Origin of the sequence: Exiguobacterium artemiae, from assembly GCF_033342815.1 — a bacterium.
GTDB classification, from domain to species: domain Bacteria; phylum Bacillota; class Bacilli; order Exiguobacteriales; family Exiguobacteriaceae; genus Exiguobacterium_A; species Exiguobacterium_A artemiae_A.
Genome location: NZ_JAWPEN010000005.1, coordinates 1 through 18,116, shown reverse-complemented (window position 1 = coordinate 18,116; position 18,116 = coordinate 1). Strand labels below are relative to the sequence as shown.

The following is an 18,116-nucleotide window of genomic DNA, read 5'->3' as shown; positions in this document are numbered from 1 at the left end:
TGAAAAAGATTTTTTTCTCATTCTTCAGGCGGGCAATTTCTAAACAAAGATGGACTATACTTGAGGAAAGAAAGGAGGAACGATCCATGAAAAAATGGCGTCTCGTCTACTTGCAACTTGTATGCAGCGGGTTGTTGATTAGTCTGTTCGGATTGGCGGGAGTCGCCATCTCCCTGCTTATTAAAAGAGCACAAAGGGGATTCTCACTGGAGGTTTTATTCGATAAACCGGGTTATTTCATCTTGATGGCGGGACTGCTCGCATTAATTCCTTGTCTGATGATCTTGGTGCATATCTTAAGAATTCTTCGGTCACTTAAGAGAAGTATGGCTGAAGCGAATGTCCTCTCTTCTTCCTTCGGCACAATTAAAATCTGTTTTATCCTTATCAGTTGTGTCGCGGTCGGTCTGTTTCCGGTCATGTTTATCGTCGCCGATCGGGATGATGCACCGGGTCTGATCCTGTTTGCTTTTATATTAATTTTGATTCCCGCTACACTCGGTATCATCAGTTCGCTTCTGCAGTCACTTGTGAAACAAAAGAACTTGATTTCCGGAACAACACCTTAAGAGATGGGTCTGGTATACCGACCGGACAACCTGTATAATTTTGGTAAAATGCATCTGAAAAGTAGGTGAATCCGGTTGTCTCGTTCTTCGACCCTTTTGGCTTCATTCGGTATCTCCCAGTTTGGAGATTTTGTTTATCTCGTTGCGATCAACGTCTACCTCTATCAACTGACCGGTTCTGCCGCTGCAGTCGCCGGTCTTTGGATCATCGGTCCGCTCGCCGCCCTGTTGACGAAATTTTGGGCCGGCAGCGTGGTTGACCGGGTCGATGTCCGACGATGGCTAATCGGAACCGACCTGATCCGGGCGTTGCTCGTTGCATTGCTTCCCTTTTTATCATCTTTATCGTTGATTTACTTGACGTTGTTCGAACTGGCGCTCGTCAAAGCGTTTTTTGAACCGGCCGCCATCCGTTATCTGACGCAGATCATTCCGGAAAGCGGACGCAAGTCGTTTAACGCGTACCGGAGCCTGATCACATCCAGTGCCTTTTTGATTGGTCCGGCGCTCGCCGGTCTGCTGTTATTGATGGCGACACCCGATGTCGCCATTTGGATCAATGCCGGTTCGTTTCTCGTGTCCGGGTTACTGCTTCTGACGTTGCCGTCCGTTTCGCGTGCGATCACACCAATCGTCCGCCTGTCGGATATCGGAACCGATTGGCGGATGGTCAGCCGGTTCAGCCGGACCAACCACTTTGTCAGCCGGATTTATCTGGTCGGCATTTTGTCGATGAGTCTCGCGCTCGCGATGGATGCTCAGGAAGTTGTCTTTCTGCAAACGGTCGTCGGTTTGACCGCCACCGACTACGGTCTTCTGATCAGCATTACGGGAATCGGTTCCGTCATCGGTGGTCTAACCGTTGCGCGTTTGGCGAACCGTCTGTCACTCAAGAGATTACTTATCAGCGGTTATCTGTTCGTCGCAATCGGCTACCTGATGTATGCGACTGCCAGCTCATTTCTAATCGTGATGGTCGGATTTTTACTGCTCGGATTTTTTAATGCCTTTGCCGGAACCGGCTTCATGACGTTTTATCAAAACAACGTCCCGCAAGATTTGATCGGCCGCTTTACGAGTCTGTACGGTCTCGGTCAAAGCGTCGTCCAGATTCTGTTGATTTTAGCAATCGGCTTTACAGGCGACCTGTTCCCGCTTCGCTTCAGCATCATTGCCGGTTCTGTCTTGCTTTCGCTGCTGAGTCTTGTCTTAATCCGTCATGTCCTGCAACCGGACAAGGAAGACTTTTTCCTGGACGATCAGACGACCAAACAAATTTCTTAATACATAAAAGGACGTGCTCATATGAAGATTTTAATCGGCCAACCGAAGCAGGAAACACAACTCGAACAATTGCAACGTGAAATAGCGGCTTATCCGGACATCGATCTTCTGCTGTATCCGGAAGGCTACTGCCGCGAGACGGATGTCGAGACGTTACGTCACTTGGCGAAGCAATTCGCAACCGTCATCGTGACCGGTTACCGCGATGCAGATCGCCTGGACCGGACCCTCATCATCAATGCAGCAGGCGAGATTCTGCTCGACCGGGCGAAGACACCGGAAGCCGGTCCACTTTATACGCCGTCGACTGCCGTAATTGACGGGCAATCAACCGGTTATCTGCTCTGCCGCGAGATTTTCCTCGGCCTGGACGGTCTGAAGCATGACAAAGTCGACATCATTTTTAATCCGATCGGTGTCGGGATGTTCAGTGAGGAGCAATACACGGACTGGTCCGGTGAAGCCCGGCAAATCAGCCGCCAGCAATCGGCACTGTTCCTCGGGACGAGTCACGCCGACGGCTCTTACCGCAATTGCGGCTTCTCGATTCCGACGGCGTTTGCTTTTGACGCGACCGGCGAAGCGATCTTTCTCTCAAAAGATGATCCGCGGACACGGATTCTCGATACAGAGACGCACACGATTGAATTCGTGAACGGTCCCTCGGTCGAGCAGACGATTTAAGCAGAAAACCCCCAAGCCGGTTTGCCGGTTTGGGGGTTTCGTCTCATTGATGCTGTTTTGTATTGGCTTCCTTCTTTTGCGTCACTGCGGCATACTCGTCCCGTAACATCGCATACATCTTGACGTCATGAAACGCCCCTTTAATGAAGATTAATCGGCGTAACGTTCCCTCGTACGTCATCCCGACTTTTTCCATCACCCGAGCTGAACCGATGTTCGGCTCCATGCACCGCGCCTGGATCCGCTCGAGCTTTAGTTCTTCAAAACCGTATGCCATGACACGTGCGACGGCTTCCGTGACAATTCCTTTGCCCCAGAACTCGCGCGATAACGCATATCCGAGTTCCGCCTGTTTATTGTCGTCAAGCAACAGGTGGATGAAATCAATTGTTCCGATCATCTTGCCGGTTTCCTTCCAAACGATTGCCCATGGTGCTTCGTTCCCCTGTTCGTAGTTTGACAGGACATAATTCAAAAACTGTTCGGCCTGTTCGATCGTCTGATTGGCATTCCACGTCACGTAACGGGCGGTTTCCTCGTCCTGCGTGTATTCAAATAAATCGTCGAGATCTTTCGCTTTCAGTGGTCGCAACACTAATCGTTCGGTCTCAAGAATCGGTAAGTGTTGGTAAAATTCCGTTGTCGTCATGTTCGTTCCCCCGTTCTTTTTTTACATTATATAGAAAAAATAACAGGAATGCGATACAGTGGAGAAAAATATATCCGGAGGTATACGTTATGACCTTTCAAGCTGTCCCGATGAACGTTGATCAGGCAACTGCCATTCTGAAGTGGACCTATCCGCCGCCGTACGATTTTTACAACATGGAAACGTCGGAGGAGGCATATGCTGAACTGCTTGACGGTTCCTATCAGGCCGTCATCGCTCACAAACAACTCGTCGGCTTCTTTTGTACGGGCCGTTCTGCGCAAGTCCCACCTGGTCGCCCGCTTCATTTGTACCCAGATGACCATTTGGATATCGGACTCGGCCGGCAGCCCGAACTGACCGGACAAGGGACAGGATTTGCGTTTTGTTCGTTTGTCCTTGATACCGCCAAATCCCAAACTTCCTTACCCATTCGTTTGACCGTCGCTTCGTTTAATGAACGGGCCATTCACCTGTACGAACAGCTTGGATTTCAACGATACGCCACGTTTTCGACGATTCATGCCACGTTTCTCATCATGACGCAATCTCATACGTAAAACGCCATTCCGATTTTATTCGGGATGGCGTTTTTTGTTACTGCCGTTGTTTGTTCTTGACCGTTTCCACTGTTTGAAAGACATTCGAATACATGGCGGCAATATGTCCCTTCGTTTTGACATCGTTGTATAACCCGTATGTCCAAAACAAAGTCGTTTTCCCGTTTAAGTAACCGGCTGCATAATCGGTCGTCTCTCCCGCCGCTTCCTTGTACGAAATCCAGTCCGCGATAAACGGCACATGCCCCTTATTCGATCCGATGAAAAACGTCGGAATTCGCATTTTCAGGTAGGTGTCGGCATACTCGCCTTGATCCGCTTCCAGTAACTTGTTCGGCATGATCATGACCGCGTCGAAAGTCGAAGCGACCTGCTTACGATTTTTTAATTCTGTGAATGAAATTTCCTTTAAACGGACGTTGTCTTCCCGAACTTCCGGTGCTTTCCCGATATAGGCAATGTGTAAATATTCGCCCGTATACCGAGGGAAGTCGGGCTCTTTCGGTTGTCCGGTTCCACATCCGCCAAGCATCAGCGCCATCGTGACCGAACAAAAAACTCGTTTTTTCATAACGGCACTCCTTTTAAATAAATATGTGCAGATAATCGTTAAAAATCCTCGTCATAACCTTCGGTGTATTGGCGATGTAGACGTTGATCTGTTCCTGATTCGACTGAAGCGGATCAAGATCCGTCTCGTCCGTCGGAACATCCGAGATGCCTTTGATGATGATGCATTCGACGTCATTTTTACGGCAGATATAGGCAATCGCCGCTGCTTCCGTATCGGCAATCGTAATGTCGTTCGCCTGCAGTTCGAGATAATCGTTCCACATGACGACGGCACGGTCAGCCGTCCCAATCGTCCCGTGACTTTTCATGCCGTATTTCAGCACATCGAGTTCCACGATGAACGACGGTTTAAGTAACGGTTCGACTTCTTTGACCGTACAGTCATATTGAACGGCACGATCCGGAATAATAATGTCGAGTACATCAAACCGTTCATCGATGCCGGCGCATGTCCCGACGACGAGCACTTTCGTGATTGGAAAACGCGCCAGCATGTACTGATTACTGCCGACACCGTTCACTTTCCGGACACCGGTACTGTAAAAGACGACAGGTTTCCCGTTGATTGTCCGGCAAAAGTATTCTCCGTACGGATACGTCGTGCGTTCCGTTTCTTTTACGTCAAAGTAACTTAAAGCTGCCTCGAATTCCCAAACGGTGGCGATACTGACGCCGATTTCAATCCGCTTTAAATCAGGAATCAATCCCATTTTTCTTCTTCGTCCATCCAGACGTTCCGTTTTAAATCGAGTGTCTGCCCTTCATCGTGGACACCGAAGTAACACGGCAGTTCGATTGTTGCGCCGCCGGCTTGCTCAAAGCAGCTACGGAACCATTCACCAATCATGCGCTGTTCCTCTTCAAACAGCGTTTCCTCCTGTTCTTCATAAAAAACATCAAATGCCTCTGACCGGTCGTCCGGTACGTCCATATAGACGATTTCATCGAGCACCGATTTACTGCCGGCAAAGCCCGGTGTTCCCTCTTCTTCAAATACTTCGTTGGCTTCCCGGTCCATCGAAAAGAACATGATTGATAGATCATGCCGCGACGGTTCGATAAACGCAGAAAAATCTAGCAGTTCGACATCCTGTGCAAAGTTCGCCTCTGCGATTGTCTTCAAATTTTTGACCAGCACGTCTGTGTGCTGCGCAAGATTCGTTTTGATTGAAGCTAAATACTCATCAACTGTAAACATATGTATAACCTCCATCATATTTTTGAATCATCCTGTATTTAGGATGATTTTTATTTATCCATACAAAAAATGGATGATGCTTTCTTCATCATCCCGTCTTTCCCTTGTTCAGGCAAGTCTTTTTTGAATACAACAAACAACCTCCACCCGTGTTCAGGTGGAGGTCTGTCTGCTTAACGTTGTGCTGCTTTGTCATACGCCAAGTCTTGTCCGTTTGTCGCAATGACCTGTTTGTACCAGTCAAACGAATCTTTTTTCATCCGCTCCATCGAGCCGTTGCCTTCGTTGTCGCGGTCGACATAAATCATCCCGTAGCGTTTTTTCATCTCACCTGTCGTAAACGACACGATATCGATGATGCCCCATGGTGTGTACCCCATCAGTTCGACGCCATCTTCCGTGACCGCTTCCGTCAACGCTTCGATATGCGTCTTGAGATAATCAATCCGCGCTGCGTCATGAATCTTGCCGTCTTCAATCGTATCGACGGCCCCAAAGCCGTTTTCGACGATGAAGAGCGGGAGTTGGTACCGGTCATAGAGCCGGTTCAGAACGTAGCGGAGTCCAATCGGATCAATCGCCCAACCCCAGTCGCTCGACTGGATGTACGGATTCTCGACGCCATTCGCCAGACCGCCGTTGACGATGTTGCCCGTATTGTTGACAGTCGCATCGTGTTTGACGGTCGTCGACATATAGTAACTGAAGCCGATATAGTCGACCGTTCCGTTTTTCAGGATCTCGTCGTCGCCGTCGAGAATCGGAATCTGATACCCTTCGCGTTCAAACTCTTTTAAGGCATAGTTCGGATAATACCCGCGGGCCTGAACGTCCGGGAAGAAGTAGCGTTGACGCATCGATTTTTCCGCCAGCATGACGTCTTCCGGATGTGATGAATATGGATAAATCGGCACGTGGGAAATCATCGCTCCGATCTGGAAGTCGGGATTGATTGCTTTCCCTTTCGCGACGGCAAGGGCACTGGCAATCAACTCGTGGTGACCGGTCTGATACATGACTTCCATCGCGTTTTCACCCGGCTCGACTTTGACACCGGAGTTCGTCCAAAGGAACAACGGGTTTTCGACATCCATCTTGTTGTTGATTTCGTTGAACGTCATCCAGTATGTCACTTTGTCTTTGTAACGCGTGAAGCAGACTTCAGCGAACCGTTCGAAGAACTCGGCGACTTTCCGGTTGCGGAACCCGCCGTATTCGCGGGCCAGATGCAACGGCATCTCGAAGTGTGATAACGTGATAATCGGTTCGATGCCGTGTTTCAACAATTCGTCAAACACATCATCATAAAACTGCAGTCCGGCTTCGTTCGGTTCCGTTTCATCGCCGTTCGGGAAAATCCGGCTCCAGCCGATTGACGTCCGGAGACATTTCAGACCCATTTCAGCAAACAAGGCGATGTCTTCTTTATAACGGTGATAAAAATCGATTGCTTCATGGTTCGGATAAAACGTTCCTTCTTCAATCGTCTCGGTGATCCGGCGGGCGACGCCGTGTTCGCCTGCCGTCATGACGTCGACGACGCTTGGTCCTTTACCGCCGGCGTTCCAGCCGCCTTCAAATTGATGCGCAGCAAGTGCCCCGCCCCATAAAAAATCGTTTGGTAATGTCTTCATCTTCATTTCCTCCTTGTATCTTTCTGTTATTTGACGATCGTTAAAATCGCAGTATTGGTTTCGACCGTTTCCTGTTTCCCGACGATCACTTCCGCGTAACTCGACGCGTTCGTGACGATGACGGGTGTAATTGTCTGTAAGCCGTGCTGTTCAATCGCCTTCGCGTCAAACGTCAACAGCTTTTGACCCGCTTCGACATGTGCTCCGTCTTCAACGTGTAACGTAAACGGTTGTCCGTCCAAGCCGACGGTTTCGAGACCGACGTGAATCAACACTTCGACGCCGCTCGTCGACCGCAGACCGATCGCGTGTTTTGTCGGCGCAATCATGACGACCGTACCGGTGAACGGTGCGACGACCGTGTTTGAAGTCGGACGAATCGCGATACCTTGCCCCATTGCTCCCGATGCAAACACTTCGTCCGGTACGTCCGAAAGCGGCACAACTTGTCCTGCCAGTGGTGCTTGAATCGTTTCTTCGTTCGTCAACGTTGCGCTGACTTCCTGTGCCGGAACAGGTGTTGCCGGTGTCGTCGTCACCGGGACGACTTTTTCTTCGCCGAATCCGAGGATTTGAATCAGGACGATCGGTAAAATCAAAGCAATCGCTGTTCCGATCAATAATCCGACGATCGACGATGGATAATCGGAACTGATGCCGTTGACGAGCGTCAATGGTCCCGGCAGACCGGCATAGGCGAAGTAATACGGTTTGAAGAAACTCGCGACGACCGCTCCGACCGCGCCCGAGATACAGCCGTAGATGAATGGTTTCTTAAAGCGTAACGTTACGCCGTAAATCGCCGGTTCCGTAATTCCGAAGATTCCGGTCAGACCAGCTGAGACACCAACCTTTTTCGTTTCCTTGTTGCGGGTTTTTAAAATGACACCAATGACGGCACCGACTTGAGCGATGACGGCAATCGTTTGATAGGCCTGGAACGAATCCCGACCATATTGTTCGAAGTTCGCCAGGACCATCGGTGTGACGCCCCAGTGAACACCGAAGATGACGATGATTTGCCAAAAACCGCCGATAATCAATCCGGCCAGCGCTGGTGCATTTTCGGCCAGATAATTGTATCCGTTTGCAATTCCTTCCGCTCCGAGTGTCGTGATCGGACCAATGACGAGAATCGTCAACGGCACCATGATGACCATGCTGAAGAACGGGACGAACAACGGTTTGATGACTTCATTGATCGTCCGGTTTAAGAACCGTTCGAGATAGGACAGCAACCAGACGAGGAACAACGGTGGCAAGACCGATGACGTATACGTCGTTCCCGATAAGGCGATGCCGATGAATGAAATCGACTCCCCTGACGTGATCCGTCCCGCCATCTCGGCCCACGTCGGGCTGACGAGTGCCGCACTACAGGCGACGGCGATGAATTGGTTGACTTTAAAGTGGTTCGCTGCCGTGATTGCAATGAAAATCGGCAGGAACGTAAACGGTGCCCATGAGATAAAGCTGAACACTTCATATGTTCCCGTCGCGGCAAAGTCTTTAAACACAAGCGAAATTAAGATGAGTGCCCCTTGCAGGATACCGGCTGCCGCTAAGATATAGACGAACGGTGCAAAGACGGCGGACATCGTTGCGATGATCCGGTTCAAGATGGTTCCTTTCGGTGCTTCGGTTCCCTGTTCCGAATTCCCGTCTTCTAATGAAACAAGTGGTCGAAACGCTTCATAGACTTCCCCGACATGCTGCCCGATGACGACCTGGAACTGACCGCCTGATTCGACGACCGTGATGACACCCGGTAAAGCAGCGACCTGGTCTTTCGCTTTCGCGTCCGATCGTTTCAAGACTAAACGAAGCCGTGTCGCACACCGTGCGACGCTGATGATATTGTCCTCGCCGCCGACCGCCTCCAAAATCGAATGCGCCAGCTGCTGATAATCCCGCACTTTACTCATCCCTGAACCTCCTTATGTTGTAAACCCGAATCGTACATCCTCATTATAATTGTACATGTACAATTTATCAATCCATATTTAATTTAATTATTTGGATGATTTAGTTCATATCAGTCGTATGCTATAGTAAAAAAGCAGAACAATTACTGGAAAATGAGGGTGAGCCATGCTGAAATACCAACAGACGGCAACGGAAATCGAAGCCTATATCGAACAACATGCCTTACAGCAAGGTGACAAACTACCGGTTCTCGATCAATTGATCCGTCAATTTGCAGTCAGCAAGACGACGATGACAAAAGCACTGGAACTATTGGAGCGAAAAGGCACCATCTTTCAAGTCCGCGGCAGCGGAATTTTTGTCCGGAAGACGAATCGCAAAGGCTACATCGAGCTGTTTTCGACGCAAGGCTTTAAACAGAATCTCGTCGAGCACGACATCCAATCCAAAGTCCTGTCGTTTGAGTTGATCCCGTGCCCGGAAGAAATCATCGAAAACCTTGGGAGTGCTCCTGGCGAAATGGTCTATGCCATTAAACGGATCCGTTACATTGACGGCAACATCATGTGCCTTGAAGAATCGTATTACCGGCAAACGATTGTTCCCTATCTGAACCGGGAAATCGTCGAACAATCGATTTTTGAATATCTGGAGACAGCACTCGGACTGAACATCGGGTTCTCGGATATGTACATGCATGTCGGCAAGTTGCCGGACTCGATTGCGCAACACTTGGAGCTAAAAGCCGGTGATCCGGCATTGACGGTCGAAACGATCTTCCACCTGACGAACGGCCGGCCGTTCGACTATTCCGTCATCACCTATCATTATGAGCACTCACAATTCGTCGTTCAGGCGAACGGCTTGTATTTATGAGGGAGATGATCGCATGAATGAAGAAGTACTATTTTATTACGCACTTTTCGCAGGCGGTATCGTCTGTATAGTGCTGAGTGTATTGTTATATTTCTGGCTCCGTGAAGATAACGGAATCGAATTTTCTCTGTTTTTCCGACTCGTTTTACTGTGTTTATTCGGTGTGGGACTCATCTGGTATACGGCTCCGAGCCTGAAGTACGTCGTCTATCATGACTATGCGACGACTAAAGGAGTCTGTACGGTAGAGTACGATGATCAATCCAAACCGCGCACGATTGATCTTTACTACGACAAAACAGGCGATTATTTCAGTTTCTTGGATCGTGCTGAACTCGGTGCGTACGGTCCGGACGTCCCGTATACGTGTCACGTGACCACCACAAAAGATCATGCATTCGAGATTTCTTACCGGCTCTACGATTTTAAGACGAACCGGTTACTCTATTCGTCTGAATGACCGAAATGACTTTGAAGGGAAGGTGACCACCATATGACCATCGAAACCGATAGATTGACGATTGTTCCTTATAGCGCGCAATGGACGCCACTCGTTTTGGCGCAAACATATGAAAATGGGCCTGAGCTTGAGAACCATTTAATTGGACTAGCAGAAAACCCTGCTCTGCTCCACTGGGGCAGCTGGCTTGTTATTCGCAAGGATAGGAACATCATCGGTGATATCGGATTTAAAGGATTACCTTCTGCAAATCAGACCGTTGAAATCGGCTACGGGTTGCTCGATTGTTATCAAAATAACGGCTATGCCACGGAAGCAGTCGCCGCTCTTGTCGCCTGGGCTTTGTCACGCCCGAACGTTAAAACTGTTTCAGCTGAAACATCGATGACAAATCAAGCTTCGATTCGAGTCTTGGAGAAAATTGGTTTTAAAAAAGCAACTGTGTCCGACACATTTATCCATTGGTCATGTCTTCAAACGGACGTATGCAAATGAATCCTGAAATCATCTCTTATTTTTTCATTTTCTTGCTAGGTGTCGGGTTTGTCTTACCGGCCTGTTATGTTCTTGTGCTTCACTTCGACAATAAGCAATATGCTTTCTTAAAAAAGCTCAAGTGGACGGGTGTCCTGTTACTCGGATTGCTGTGTCTTTGGATCACGGTGCCGAGCTTCACCGAGATGGTGTTTCGTGATTACCGTGTATTAGAAGGTGCCTGTGTTTTAGAACCGTCTGAGTCAAAAAGAACATCCATCGATATCACGTTAACGGAAACCAACGACACATTTTCTTTCCGTGACGCACCTGATCTTAATGCTTACGGCAAAAAGGTTCCGTATTATTGCCGGATGACGACGACTCGGAATCAGGCGTTCGAAATTAATTACCGGGTCTACGAAAAAGATACGAAAAAGCTGCTCTATGCAAATTGAGCAGACAAAACAAGCGGAGTCCCTGTTTTCAGGAACTCCGCTTGTTTTACTGTTCGATGCCGGCACGTTCAGCCGGTTCAAGAAACAGTTCATCATCAAATGTCGTCAGTTCAATCATTCGGCCGTCTTTTTCATACCAGGCGGCCAGCCCTTCCCGGTCGACCCACTTCCAGCCGGCTTGCCGGATCCGCATTTCGTATAATACGCCGGGTCCTTCGACTTCCGACACGAGATGCGTCTTGACTAATAAGCCCTCCGGCTTTTCCTCGACGGTTCCCGTCCGTGGAATCGGAAAACCGTTCACTTGTGACGTCTCAAACAGATAATACCAAGCCGTTCCGCTGATGATCACCACACCTAACAAACCTGCCAGCCACTTTCCCATGCGTCGCATATTCATGTCATCCTGCCCCTCTTCCTTCAACTATGTATCCATTTGATTTTACCAATCATTTCCTTACGTTGACCTCCTGCTTAGGGCGGATTCTTGACGGACAAACAAAATGAAAACGAATGAAAAACGTGTCATTTTTGTGAAAAGAAATGAAAAAAATTAATATTTTTTCATTTATCTTGACGACAAGACGTCTTCCTTACAGTCTCAACGGTTTGACAACTCCCGGCACAGAGCCGTTTTCAGTCATTTTCAAGTCGTTAAGCGGCTTAGCGACTTGACTTCATTTCTTACTATGTTACGATACGAACTTATTAAAGGGAGTGAACAGAACTTATGAAATTCAGAAAAGAAAAAGTCAATGTCGTCGACATGAAGCAAACCAAAAAAAGTGTCTATGCGACCGGAATTGGGAATGCGATGGAATGGTTCGATTTTGGTCTTTATTCGTATCTCGCAATCATCATCAGTCAAAACTTCTTTAGTGCCGTTGAAAATGATGAACTGAAGCTTGTCTTTACCTTTGCGACGTTTGCGATCGCTTTTTTAATGCGACCAATCGGTGGAATCGTCTTTGGACGCATCGGGGATCGGCTCGGACGGAAGGTTGTCCTGACGACGACCATCGTCATGATGGCGGGTTCGACCCTCATCATCGGATTATTACCAACGTATGATCAAATCGGGATTTGGGCACCAATCTTACTATTACTGGCCCGGATTTTACAAGGGTTCTCAACCGGCGGTGAATATGCCGGTGCGATGGTCTACATCGCAGAATCATCACCCGACAATAAACGAAGCGCCCTCGGAAGTGGTCTTGAAATCGGGACACTCGGTGGTTACATTTTAGCGTCGATTCTTGCGACCATCCTGTTCGTCACGTTATCCGACGAACAAATGGCGTCATGGGGCTGGCGGATTCCGTTTATCTTAGGGGCACCACTCGGACTGTTTGGTCTGTACCTGCGTCGTCATCTTGATGAATCGCCGATCTTCGAAAACGAAATCAATGCAAATACGGAAGAACCGGCGTCGTTCCGGGAAATCCTCCGCGACCATAAACGCGATATCATCGTCTGTTTTATCGCCGTCGCCTTCTTCAATATCACGAACTACATGCTGCTGTCGTATATGCCGTCTTACCTGAATGAAGTCATGGGCATCTCAAGCTCAACGAGTACGATTTTGATTACCGGTGTCATGTTCATCATGATTCCACTCGCTTACTTCTTCGGGAAACTCAGCGATAAAAAAGGTAACCGGAACATCGTCCTGTTTGCACTGGCCGGTCTATCAATCTTGTCGATTCTCTCATTCTACCTGATTGGTCTGAAGCCGCTCTTGTTCGTCGGAATCGGAATCTTCATCCTTGGTTTCTTCCTGGCGATCTTCGAAGGAACGATGCCAAGTCTGTTGCCAAGTATCTTTTATACGGATGTCCGTTACCGGACACTGTCCGTGACGTTTAACGTGTCCGTCTCGATTTTCGGCGGAACGACACCACTTGTCTCGACATGGCTCGTCCATGCGACACAAAATCCGCTCGCTCCGGCGTATTACCTGACAGCCGTCAGCGTGATCGGCTTCATCACGTTCTTCTTCTTCTTCAAGAGTACATCGGGCAAAGCCTTAAAAGGTTCACACCCGACCGTCTCGACGGAAAAAGAACTGCATGCCGTTGCGAAGAAACCGGATGATGCTTTGTGGTGGGCTGAATAATCGATTAAAAAAAGGACCGGCGTCGCTTGTGCGATGCCGGTCCTTTTGCTTATTTTGAGACCGATGTCTGCGTCAATGTCGCACCGTTCGAGGCGATGACTTCTTTGTACCAGTAGAACGAATCTTTCCGTGACCGGGCCAGCGTCCCCGAACCGTCATCGTGTTTATCGACATAGATGAATCCGTACCGTTTACTGTATTCTCCGGTCGATGCACTGACGAGATCAATGCAGCCCCAGCTTGTGTACCCCATCATCTCAACGCCATCCTCGATTGCTTCCATCATCGCTTTCAAGTGGCCTTCGAGATACGCAATCCGGTACGAGTCATGAATCGCACCGTCGGCTTCCACTTCATCGTAGGCACCGAGTCCGTTTTCAACGATGAACAACGGAATCTGATACCGGTCATATAATTTATTTAAGATGATCCGTAAACCATCCGGATCGATTTCCCAGCCCCAGTCGCTTGCTTTCAAGTACGGATTTTTGACACCGCTCATGATGTTCCCGCCGGCATCATTTCCGTCTTTTTCCGCTTTTTCTGTCCGCGACATGTAGTAACTGAGCGAGAAGAAATCAACCGTGTAGTCATGCAACAGTTCGAGATCGCCGTCTTCGACAACGAGCTCGATGTTGTTTTCAGAGAAGAAACGGTCGGCAAACGCCGGATACGCTCCGCGGACGTGGACATCCCCGCAGAAGTAGTTCATCATCCGTTCTTCTTCCAGTGCAAACTGGACATCGACCGGGTTTGAGCTGAACGGATAAACCGGAGCGGCAATCAGCATGCAGCCGATTTGCATTGTCGGGTCAATTTCACGGGCGGCCTTTGTCGCCAGACTGCTTGCAACGAATTGGTGATGCAGCCCTTGATAGGTCGATTGCAGCATGTTTTCGTCTTCGCGGACTGCCATCCCGAGGCTGAGCATCGGCATGAACTGAGCACCGTTGATTTCGTTGAACGTCAGCCAGTACTTGACCTTTCCTTGATAACGCTCGAACAAGACCCGGCTGTAGCGTTCAAAGAACGTCACGAGCCGGCGGTCGCGCCAGCCGCCGTACTCTTTCGCCAAATGGAGCGGCAGTTCGTAATGCGAAATCGTGACGAGCGGCTCAATGCCGTGTTTCAGCAATTCATCAAAGACATTGTCATAAAACTGCAGACCTGCTTCATTCGGTTCCGTTTCGTCCCCGTTCGGGAAGATCCGGCTCCAGGCGATCGACATCCGGTACGTCTTGAAGCCCATTTCAGCAAACAGGGCAATGTCTTCCTTGTAGTGATGGTAAAAGTCGATTCCGTCGTGATTCGGATACGTATACTCTTCTTTCAGCTCGAAATCAAACTGCGGATCATGGATGACCTGCATCCGGTGTTTACCGCCCGGCATGACGTCGGCAATCGACAATCCTTTGCCGTCCGTCGCGTACGCCCCTTCGAGTTGATTGGCAGCCGTTGCGCCGCCCCATAGAAAATCGGATTTGATCTGTTTCATGAATAATTCCTCCTCTGATTGGGTTTAGACTAAGATGCGTAAGACATCACGTGACGGTTCGACCGTTCCTTGATACGTCGGCAAGACATCGAGATAACTGGCGGTATTCGTTACGATGACCGGTGTGATGATGTCGTAGCCGGCTTGTTTGATCTGTTCGATGTCGAAACGGATCAACGGATCACCGACCCGGATTGACTGGCCGCTCTCGACGAACGATTCAAAGTGTTGACCGTTCAGTTGGACGGTGTCGAGACCGATATGGACCAAAATCTCGACGCCGGTGTCCGACCTTAAACCGATGGCGTGTTTCGACGGATAGACCGTGACGACCTCTCCGTCAAACGGGGCATAAACGATTCCTTCATCCGGAATGATCGCCAATCCTTTTCCCATCGCACCACTTGAGAAGACGGCATCATCCACTTGTTCGAGTGAAATGATTTGCCCTTTGACCGGTGCGAGGACCGGTAGACCAACTTGTTCACTGATCGTCGGCACTTCATCCGTGACCTGTTGTTTGTCGCGGGCAAAGAAGTACGTCAGTCCGAACGCAACCAGTGCAGCGACGGTAAGACCAATCAGTGCACCCCAGAATGTCAGGTTGATGCCAGTCTGCGGAATCATGACCGGAACACCGAAGATGCCGAGTCCGCCCATCGCGTAGGAGGCTGTTCCGAGTCCACCGCCGACCAAACCGCCGACTGCTCCACCGATGATACCGAAAATGAACGGCTTTTTACGCGGTAATGTCAAACCGTACATCGCCGGTTCCGTGATCCCGAAGATCCCGGCAATCGTCGACGACGTTCCAAGTCCTTTAATCTTTGGATCCTTCGCCCGTAACGTGATGGCGAAGACGGCACCGACTTGACCAAACGTTGCCATCAGGACACCGACCGTGATGGTGTCAAAACCGTTGACCGACAAGTTATTGATGATAATCGGGACCAATCCCCAGTGAAGACCGAACATGACGAAGATCTGCCAAAACGCTCCGATGAAGGCAATCGCGATGACCGGACTCAAGTTGTAAAGGAATGAGTAACCGGCTGCAAGTCCCTGACTCGCGTATGTCGCAAGCGGTCCAATCGCAAGGAATGTCAACGGCACGACGAGCATCAGGACAAGCATCGGTGTCGTGAAGTTTTTGACCGCTTCATGCGAGTGACGGTTGAAGAATTTTTCAAGTTTTGATGAGACGAGTGTCGCCAGGATAATCGGAATGACGGATGAGGCGTAACTCATCAGGACGACCGGAATCGTCAGGAACGTCAGACTCTCCCCTGAAGCTTGCAGCGCGACGATCGACGGATAGACGAGCGCCCCACCAATAATCATCCCGATATATGGATTACCGCCAAATTTTTTCGCAGCGGAATGACCGAGCACGACCGGCAGGAAGTAAAACAGTGCGTCCGCCGTCGCATTCAAGACGATGTATGTGCCCATCGTCGGTGTCAATAATCCGGTCGCCACAAGAAGTGCGAGTAATCCTTTTAACAGTCCGCTTCCTGCCATCGGACCAAGAATCGGTGTAAAGATACCGGCAATCGTATCAATGAAGCGGTTGAACAGACTGGTTTTTTCCGTTTCTTCTGAAGTCTCTTGACCGATTCCGTTCAATTCGTTATAGACGTCACCGACATGATTCCCGATGACGACCTGGAACTGTCCGCCGCTCTTGACGACGGTGATTACACCGTCGACCTGTTTCAACGCTTCGGCATCGGCTTTTTGTTCGTCCTTTAATTTAAAGCGTAACCGTGTCGCACAGTGAAAAACCGTCTTGACGTTGTCTTCGCCTCCGACCAATCGGACGATGTCTTGTGCAAGTACTTGATATTTGCCCACCTGATTCACTCCATTCTCCATTTTGGAATAAAAAAACCTAAACGATAACAAGTGAAAAACACCTGAAATCATTTAGGTTTGGCCCGTCGATGCGGTAACCATCCTTACGTTCGATTCTGTTTCATGAGATTTTCGATATGAATCATCAAGTAAAGCCGTTCATCTTTCGAAACTGTGTAGTCATACTTCCCAGTAATCAGATTGGCGATCTTTTCGACACACTCAAACGCTTTCGGATAGCGGGATTTGACCATTTCATACAGTTCTTCGTCTCCGCCGGTGTTCAGCTTTGTTTTTGAGACAATCCGCTGAACAAAAAACTTTAAATGGGTTAAAAAGCGGACGTACGCGTGAGACTCTTCATCCAGCTCGACCTGAAAATGATACGTGATGATCGTCATGATGGCTTGCGTCGCTTTCGTCATTTCGGTCACGATGTGTAAACTTTCGCCTTTGACACCGGACATCGAGGCATTGACCAGGTGCAGCGCAATCGAGACCGCTTCTTCTTCGTCGAGATTGACGCCGTGCCGTTCGTTGATCAGGCGGACGGCTTCTTTGCCTGCCGCAAATTCCGGACCGTAAAACCGTTTGACTTCCCAGACGAGCGGATTGCGGATGATGATTCCGTCTGCATATCGTGACAGTGCGTAGTGGATATGATCGGCCAGTGTCACGTACACCGTATCATGGAGCGATTTGTCGAGTCTGGCTTCGGCCATCTTGACGATTTCCTTGACCGTCTCGATTTCAGCCTGCGGCATCTCGTTCAAAAAATCGATGAACCGTTCCCGGCTCTCTTTACTCTCGAGCGTAAAGACTTTTTCGATCCGGGATTCGTCAATCACATCACCCATTCGTTTTTGAAATGCGATTCCCCGACCCATGACCACATGTTCCTGCCCGTTCGATTCAATCGCCACGACATTGTTATTAAAGACTTTCACGATTTGCACGGAATCCTTCACCTCCACCCTTAAGCATCGTATTGAAAAGAAAAAACCTAAATTCATATCCATCGCCGCAACACGCAACAGATATCAATTTAGGTTTTGCCTGCTTGCGCAGTAACAATCCTGATTGGTTTATTCTTTTCATTACTAGAATACGACGGAAAACGTGCCGCGTCAATCATTTTATGAAGCGCTTTCACCATATATTTTAAAGCAGAAAAAAGCAAGCACCTAGACTGACCTAGCGATATGAGACACATATAAAACACCTTGATTAGGCTGCCAGTACACCATATTTTATCGGTGTCAGGTAGCCTAATTTTTCTTGGATTCGTTCTTCGTTATAGTAATTT

At 49.1% G+C, this 18,116-nt stretch carries 20 protein-coding genes; 9 read left to right on the top strand and 11 right to left on the bottom strand.

Annotated elements, in window-relative coordinates:
- Positions 1–86 precede the first annotated feature (86 nt).
- The 3 genes from R7V76_RS06675 to R7V76_RS06665 all read left to right on the top strand — a co-directional run bounded on the left by R7V76_RS06675 (position 87) and on the right by R7V76_RS06665 (position 2,537).
- Positions 87–569: a DUF2975 domain-containing protein gene (locus R7V76_RS06675; RefSeq protein WP_318091698.1), complete on the top strand. Its 483-nt coding sequence runs from the start codon at positions 87–89 to the stop codon at positions 567–569.
- Positions 570–644: 75 nt separating this feature from the next.
- Positions 645–1,853, top strand: a complete 1,209-nt coding sequence (locus tag R7V76_RS06670) for an MFS transporter (RefSeq protein WP_318091697.1) — start codon at positions 645–647, stop codon at positions 1,851–1,853.
- Positions 1,854–1,874: 21 nt separating this feature from the next.
- Positions 1,875–2,537: a hypothetical protein gene (locus R7V76_RS06665; RefSeq protein ID WP_318091696.1), complete on the top strand. Its 663-nt coding sequence runs from the start codon at positions 1,875–1,877 to the stop codon at positions 2,535–2,537.
- 43 nt (positions 2,538–2,580) lie between these two features.
- Here the strand turns inward: R7V76_RS06665 and R7V76_RS06660 are convergent, their stop codons facing one another.
- Positions 2,581–3,186, bottom strand: a complete 606-nt coding sequence (locus R7V76_RS06660; protein ID WP_318091695.1) for a GNAT family N-acetyltransferase — start codon at positions 3,184–3,186, stop codon at positions 2,581–2,583.
- 89 nt (positions 3,187–3,275) lie between these two features.
- Between R7V76_RS06660 and R7V76_RS06655 the strand changes: the two genes are divergently transcribed.
- Positions 3,276–3,746 (top strand): GNAT family N-acetyltransferase, encoded by a 471-nt coding sequence (locus tag R7V76_RS06655; RefSeq protein ID WP_318091694.1) that lies wholly within the window; start codon positions 3,276–3,278, stop codon positions 3,744–3,746.
- Between the two features lie 37 nt (positions 3,747–3,783).
- Here R7V76_RS06655 and R7V76_RS06650 read toward each other — a convergent pair whose 3' ends face one another.
- From R7V76_RS06650 to R7V76_RS06630, 5 genes are all read right to left on the bottom strand, one after another.
- On the bottom strand, positions 3,784–4,317 hold the full coding sequence (locus tag R7V76_RS06650; protein WP_318091693.1) for a hypothetical protein: 534 nt from the start codon (positions 4,315–4,317) through the stop codon (positions 3,784–3,786).
- 13 nt (positions 4,318–4,330) lie between these two features.
- Positions 4,331–5,029, bottom strand: a complete 699-nt coding sequence (locus tag R7V76_RS06645) for a 5'-methylthioadenosine/S-adenosylhomocysteine nucleosidase family protein (protein ID WP_318091692.1) — start codon at positions 5,027–5,029, stop codon at positions 4,331–4,333.
- Positions 5,020–5,517, bottom strand: coding sequence for a hypothetical protein (locus tag R7V76_RS06640; protein WP_318091691.1), 498 nt, complete (start codon positions 5,515–5,517; stop codon positions 5,020–5,022). Before R7V76_RS06640 ends, R7V76_RS06645 begins: the two co-directional genes overlap by 10 nt.
- Before the next feature lie 173 nt (positions 5,518–5,690).
- Positions 5,691–7,151 (bottom strand): 6-phospho-beta-glucosidase BglA, encoded by a 1,461-nt coding sequence (gene bglA, locus R7V76_RS06635; RefSeq protein ID WP_318091690.1) that lies wholly within the window; start codon positions 7,149–7,151, stop codon positions 5,691–5,693.
- Positions 7,152–7,177: 26 nt separating this feature from the next.
- Positions 7,178–9,076, bottom strand: coding sequence for a beta-glucoside-specific PTS transporter subunit IIABC (locus R7V76_RS06630; RefSeq protein ID WP_318091689.1), 1,899 nt, complete (start codon positions 9,074–9,076; stop codon positions 7,178–7,180).
- 166 nt (positions 9,077–9,242) lie between these two features.
- On the opposite strand from R7V76_RS06630, the gene R7V76_RS06625 reads away from it, so the two are divergent.
- Genes R7V76_RS06625 through R7V76_RS06610 form a run of 4 tightly spaced genes read left to right on the top strand, consistent with a single transcriptional unit; the run spans position 9,243 to position 11,345 of the window.
- Positions 9,243–9,953 carry a GntR family transcriptional regulator gene (locus tag R7V76_RS06625; protein ID WP_318091688.1) on the top strand — a complete coding sequence of 237 codons (711 nt, stop codon included), beginning with the start codon at positions 9,243–9,245 and terminating at the stop codon, positions 9,951–9,953.
- A gap of 13 nt (positions 9,954–9,966) precedes the next feature.
- The gene (locus R7V76_RS06620) at positions 9,967–10,413 is read left to right on the top strand and encodes a hypothetical protein (protein WP_318091687.1); all 447 of its coding nucleotides are present in this window, start codon (positions 9,967–9,969) and stop codon (positions 10,411–10,413) included.
- Positions 10,414–10,446: 33 nt separating this feature from the next.
- Entirely contained in the window at positions 10,447–10,908 is a 462-nt protein-coding gene (locus R7V76_RS06615; protein WP_318091686.1) for a GNAT family N-acetyltransferase, read from the top strand.
- Positions 10,905–11,345, top strand: a complete 441-nt coding sequence (locus tag R7V76_RS06610) for a hypothetical protein (protein ID WP_318091684.1) — start codon at positions 10,905–10,907, stop codon at positions 11,343–11,345. Before R7V76_RS06615 ends, R7V76_RS06610 begins: the two co-directional genes overlap by 4 nt.
- A gap of 46 nt (positions 11,346–11,391) precedes the next feature.
- Here R7V76_RS06610 and R7V76_RS06605 read toward each other — a convergent pair whose 3' ends face one another.
- Positions 11,392–11,745, bottom strand: a complete 354-nt coding sequence (locus R7V76_RS06605; protein WP_290826880.1) for a hypothetical protein — start codon at positions 11,743–11,745, stop codon at positions 11,392–11,394.
- Positions 11,746–12,075: 330 nt separating this feature from the next.
- Here R7V76_RS06605 and R7V76_RS06600 point away from each other — a divergent pair, with 330 nt between their 5' ends.
- Positions 12,076–13,461: an MFS transporter gene (locus tag R7V76_RS06600; protein WP_318091683.1), complete on the top strand. Its 1,386-nt coding sequence runs from the start codon at positions 12,076–12,078 to the stop codon at positions 13,459–13,461.
- Positions 13,462–13,510: 49 nt separating this feature from the next.
- Here the strand turns inward: R7V76_RS06600 and R7V76_RS06595 are convergent, their stop codons facing one another.
- From R7V76_RS06595 to R7V76_RS16665, 4 genes are all read right to left on the bottom strand, one after another.
- Positions 13,511–14,956, bottom strand: coding sequence for a glycoside hydrolase family 1 protein (locus tag R7V76_RS06595; protein WP_318091682.1), 1,446 nt, complete (start codon positions 14,954–14,956; stop codon positions 13,511–13,513).
- A 24-nt stretch (positions 14,957–14,980) separates the two neighbouring features.
- On the bottom strand, positions 14,981–16,831 hold the full coding sequence (locus tag R7V76_RS06590) for a beta-glucoside-specific PTS transporter subunit IIABC (protein ID WP_318091681.1): 1,851 nt from the start codon (positions 16,829–16,831) through the stop codon (positions 14,981–14,983).
- A gap of 83 nt (positions 16,832–16,914) precedes the next feature.
- Positions 16,915–17,766, bottom strand: coding sequence for a BglG family transcription antiterminator LicT (gene licT, locus R7V76_RS06585; RefSeq protein ID WP_318091680.1), 852 nt, complete (start codon positions 17,764–17,766; stop codon positions 16,915–16,917).
- Between the two features lie 271 nt (positions 17,767–18,037).
- Positions 18,038–18,116 (bottom strand): IS3 family transposase (locus R7V76_RS16665; protein ID WP_369076250.1); only part of this gene is annotated, 79 nt, incomplete at its 5' end.

Excerpts from the sequence above, each read along its gene's own strand:
- R7V76_RS06675 (WP_318091698.1), top strand. The coding sequence starts at position 87 with ATGAAAAAATGGCGTCTCGTCTACTTGCAACTTGTATGCAGCGGGTTG.
- R7V76_RS06665 (WP_318091696.1), top strand. The coding sequence starts at position 1,875 with ATGAAGATTTTAATCGGCCAACCGAAGCAGGAAACACAACTCGAACAA.
- R7V76_RS06660 (WP_318091695.1), bottom strand. The coding sequence starts at position 3,186 with ATGACGACAACGGAATTTTACCAACACTTACCGATTCTTGAGACCGAA.
- R7V76_RS06655 (WP_318091694.1), top strand. The coding sequence starts at position 3,276 with ATGACCTTTCAAGCTGTCCCGATGAACGTTGATCAGGCAACTGCCATT.
- R7V76_RS06650 (WP_318091693.1), bottom strand. The coding sequence starts at position 4,317 with ATGAAAAAACGAGTTTTTTGTTCGGTCACGATGGCGCTGATGCTTGGC.
- R7V76_RS06645 (WP_318091692.1), bottom strand. The coding sequence starts at position 5,029 with ATGGGATTGATTCCTGATTTAAAGCGGATTGAAATCGGCGTCAGTATC.
- R7V76_RS06640 (WP_318091691.1), bottom strand. The coding sequence starts at position 5,517 with ATGTTTACAGTTGATGAGTATTTAGCTTCAATCAAAACGAATCTTGCG.
- bglA (WP_318091690.1), bottom strand. The coding sequence starts at position 7,151 with ATGAAGACATTACCAAACGATTTTTTATGGGGCGGGGCACTTGCTGCG.
- R7V76_RS06630 (WP_318091689.1), bottom strand. The coding sequence starts at position 9,076 with ATGAGTAAAGTGCGGGATTATCAGCAGCTGGCGCATTCGATTTTGGAG.
- R7V76_RS06625 (WP_318091688.1), top strand. The coding sequence starts at position 9,243 with ATGCTGAAATACCAACAGACGGCAACGGAAATCGAAGCCTATATCGAA.
- R7V76_RS06620 (WP_318091687.1), top strand. The coding sequence starts at position 9,967 with ATGAATGAAGAAGTACTATTTTATTACGCACTTTTCGCAGGCGGTATC.
- R7V76_RS06615 (WP_318091686.1), top strand. The coding sequence starts at position 10,447 with ATGACCATCGAAACCGATAGATTGACGATTGTTCCTTATAGCGCGCAA.
- R7V76_RS06610 (WP_318091684.1), top strand. The coding sequence starts at position 10,905 with ATGAATCCTGAAATCATCTCTTATTTTTTCATTTTCTTGCTAGGTGTC.
- R7V76_RS06605 (WP_290826880.1), bottom strand. The coding sequence starts at position 11,745 with ATGAATATGCGACGCATGGGAAAGTGGCTGGCAGGTTTGTTAGGTGTG.
- R7V76_RS06600 (WP_318091683.1), top strand. The coding sequence starts at position 12,076 with ATGAAATTCAGAAAAGAAAAAGTCAATGTCGTCGACATGAAGCAAACC.
- R7V76_RS06595 (WP_318091682.1), bottom strand. The coding sequence starts at position 14,956 with ATGAAACAGATCAAATCCGATTTTCTATGGGGCGGCGCAACGGCTGCC.
- R7V76_RS06590 (WP_318091681.1), bottom strand. The coding sequence starts at position 16,831 with ATGGAGAATGGAGTGAATCAGGTGGGCAAATATCAAGTACTTGCACAA.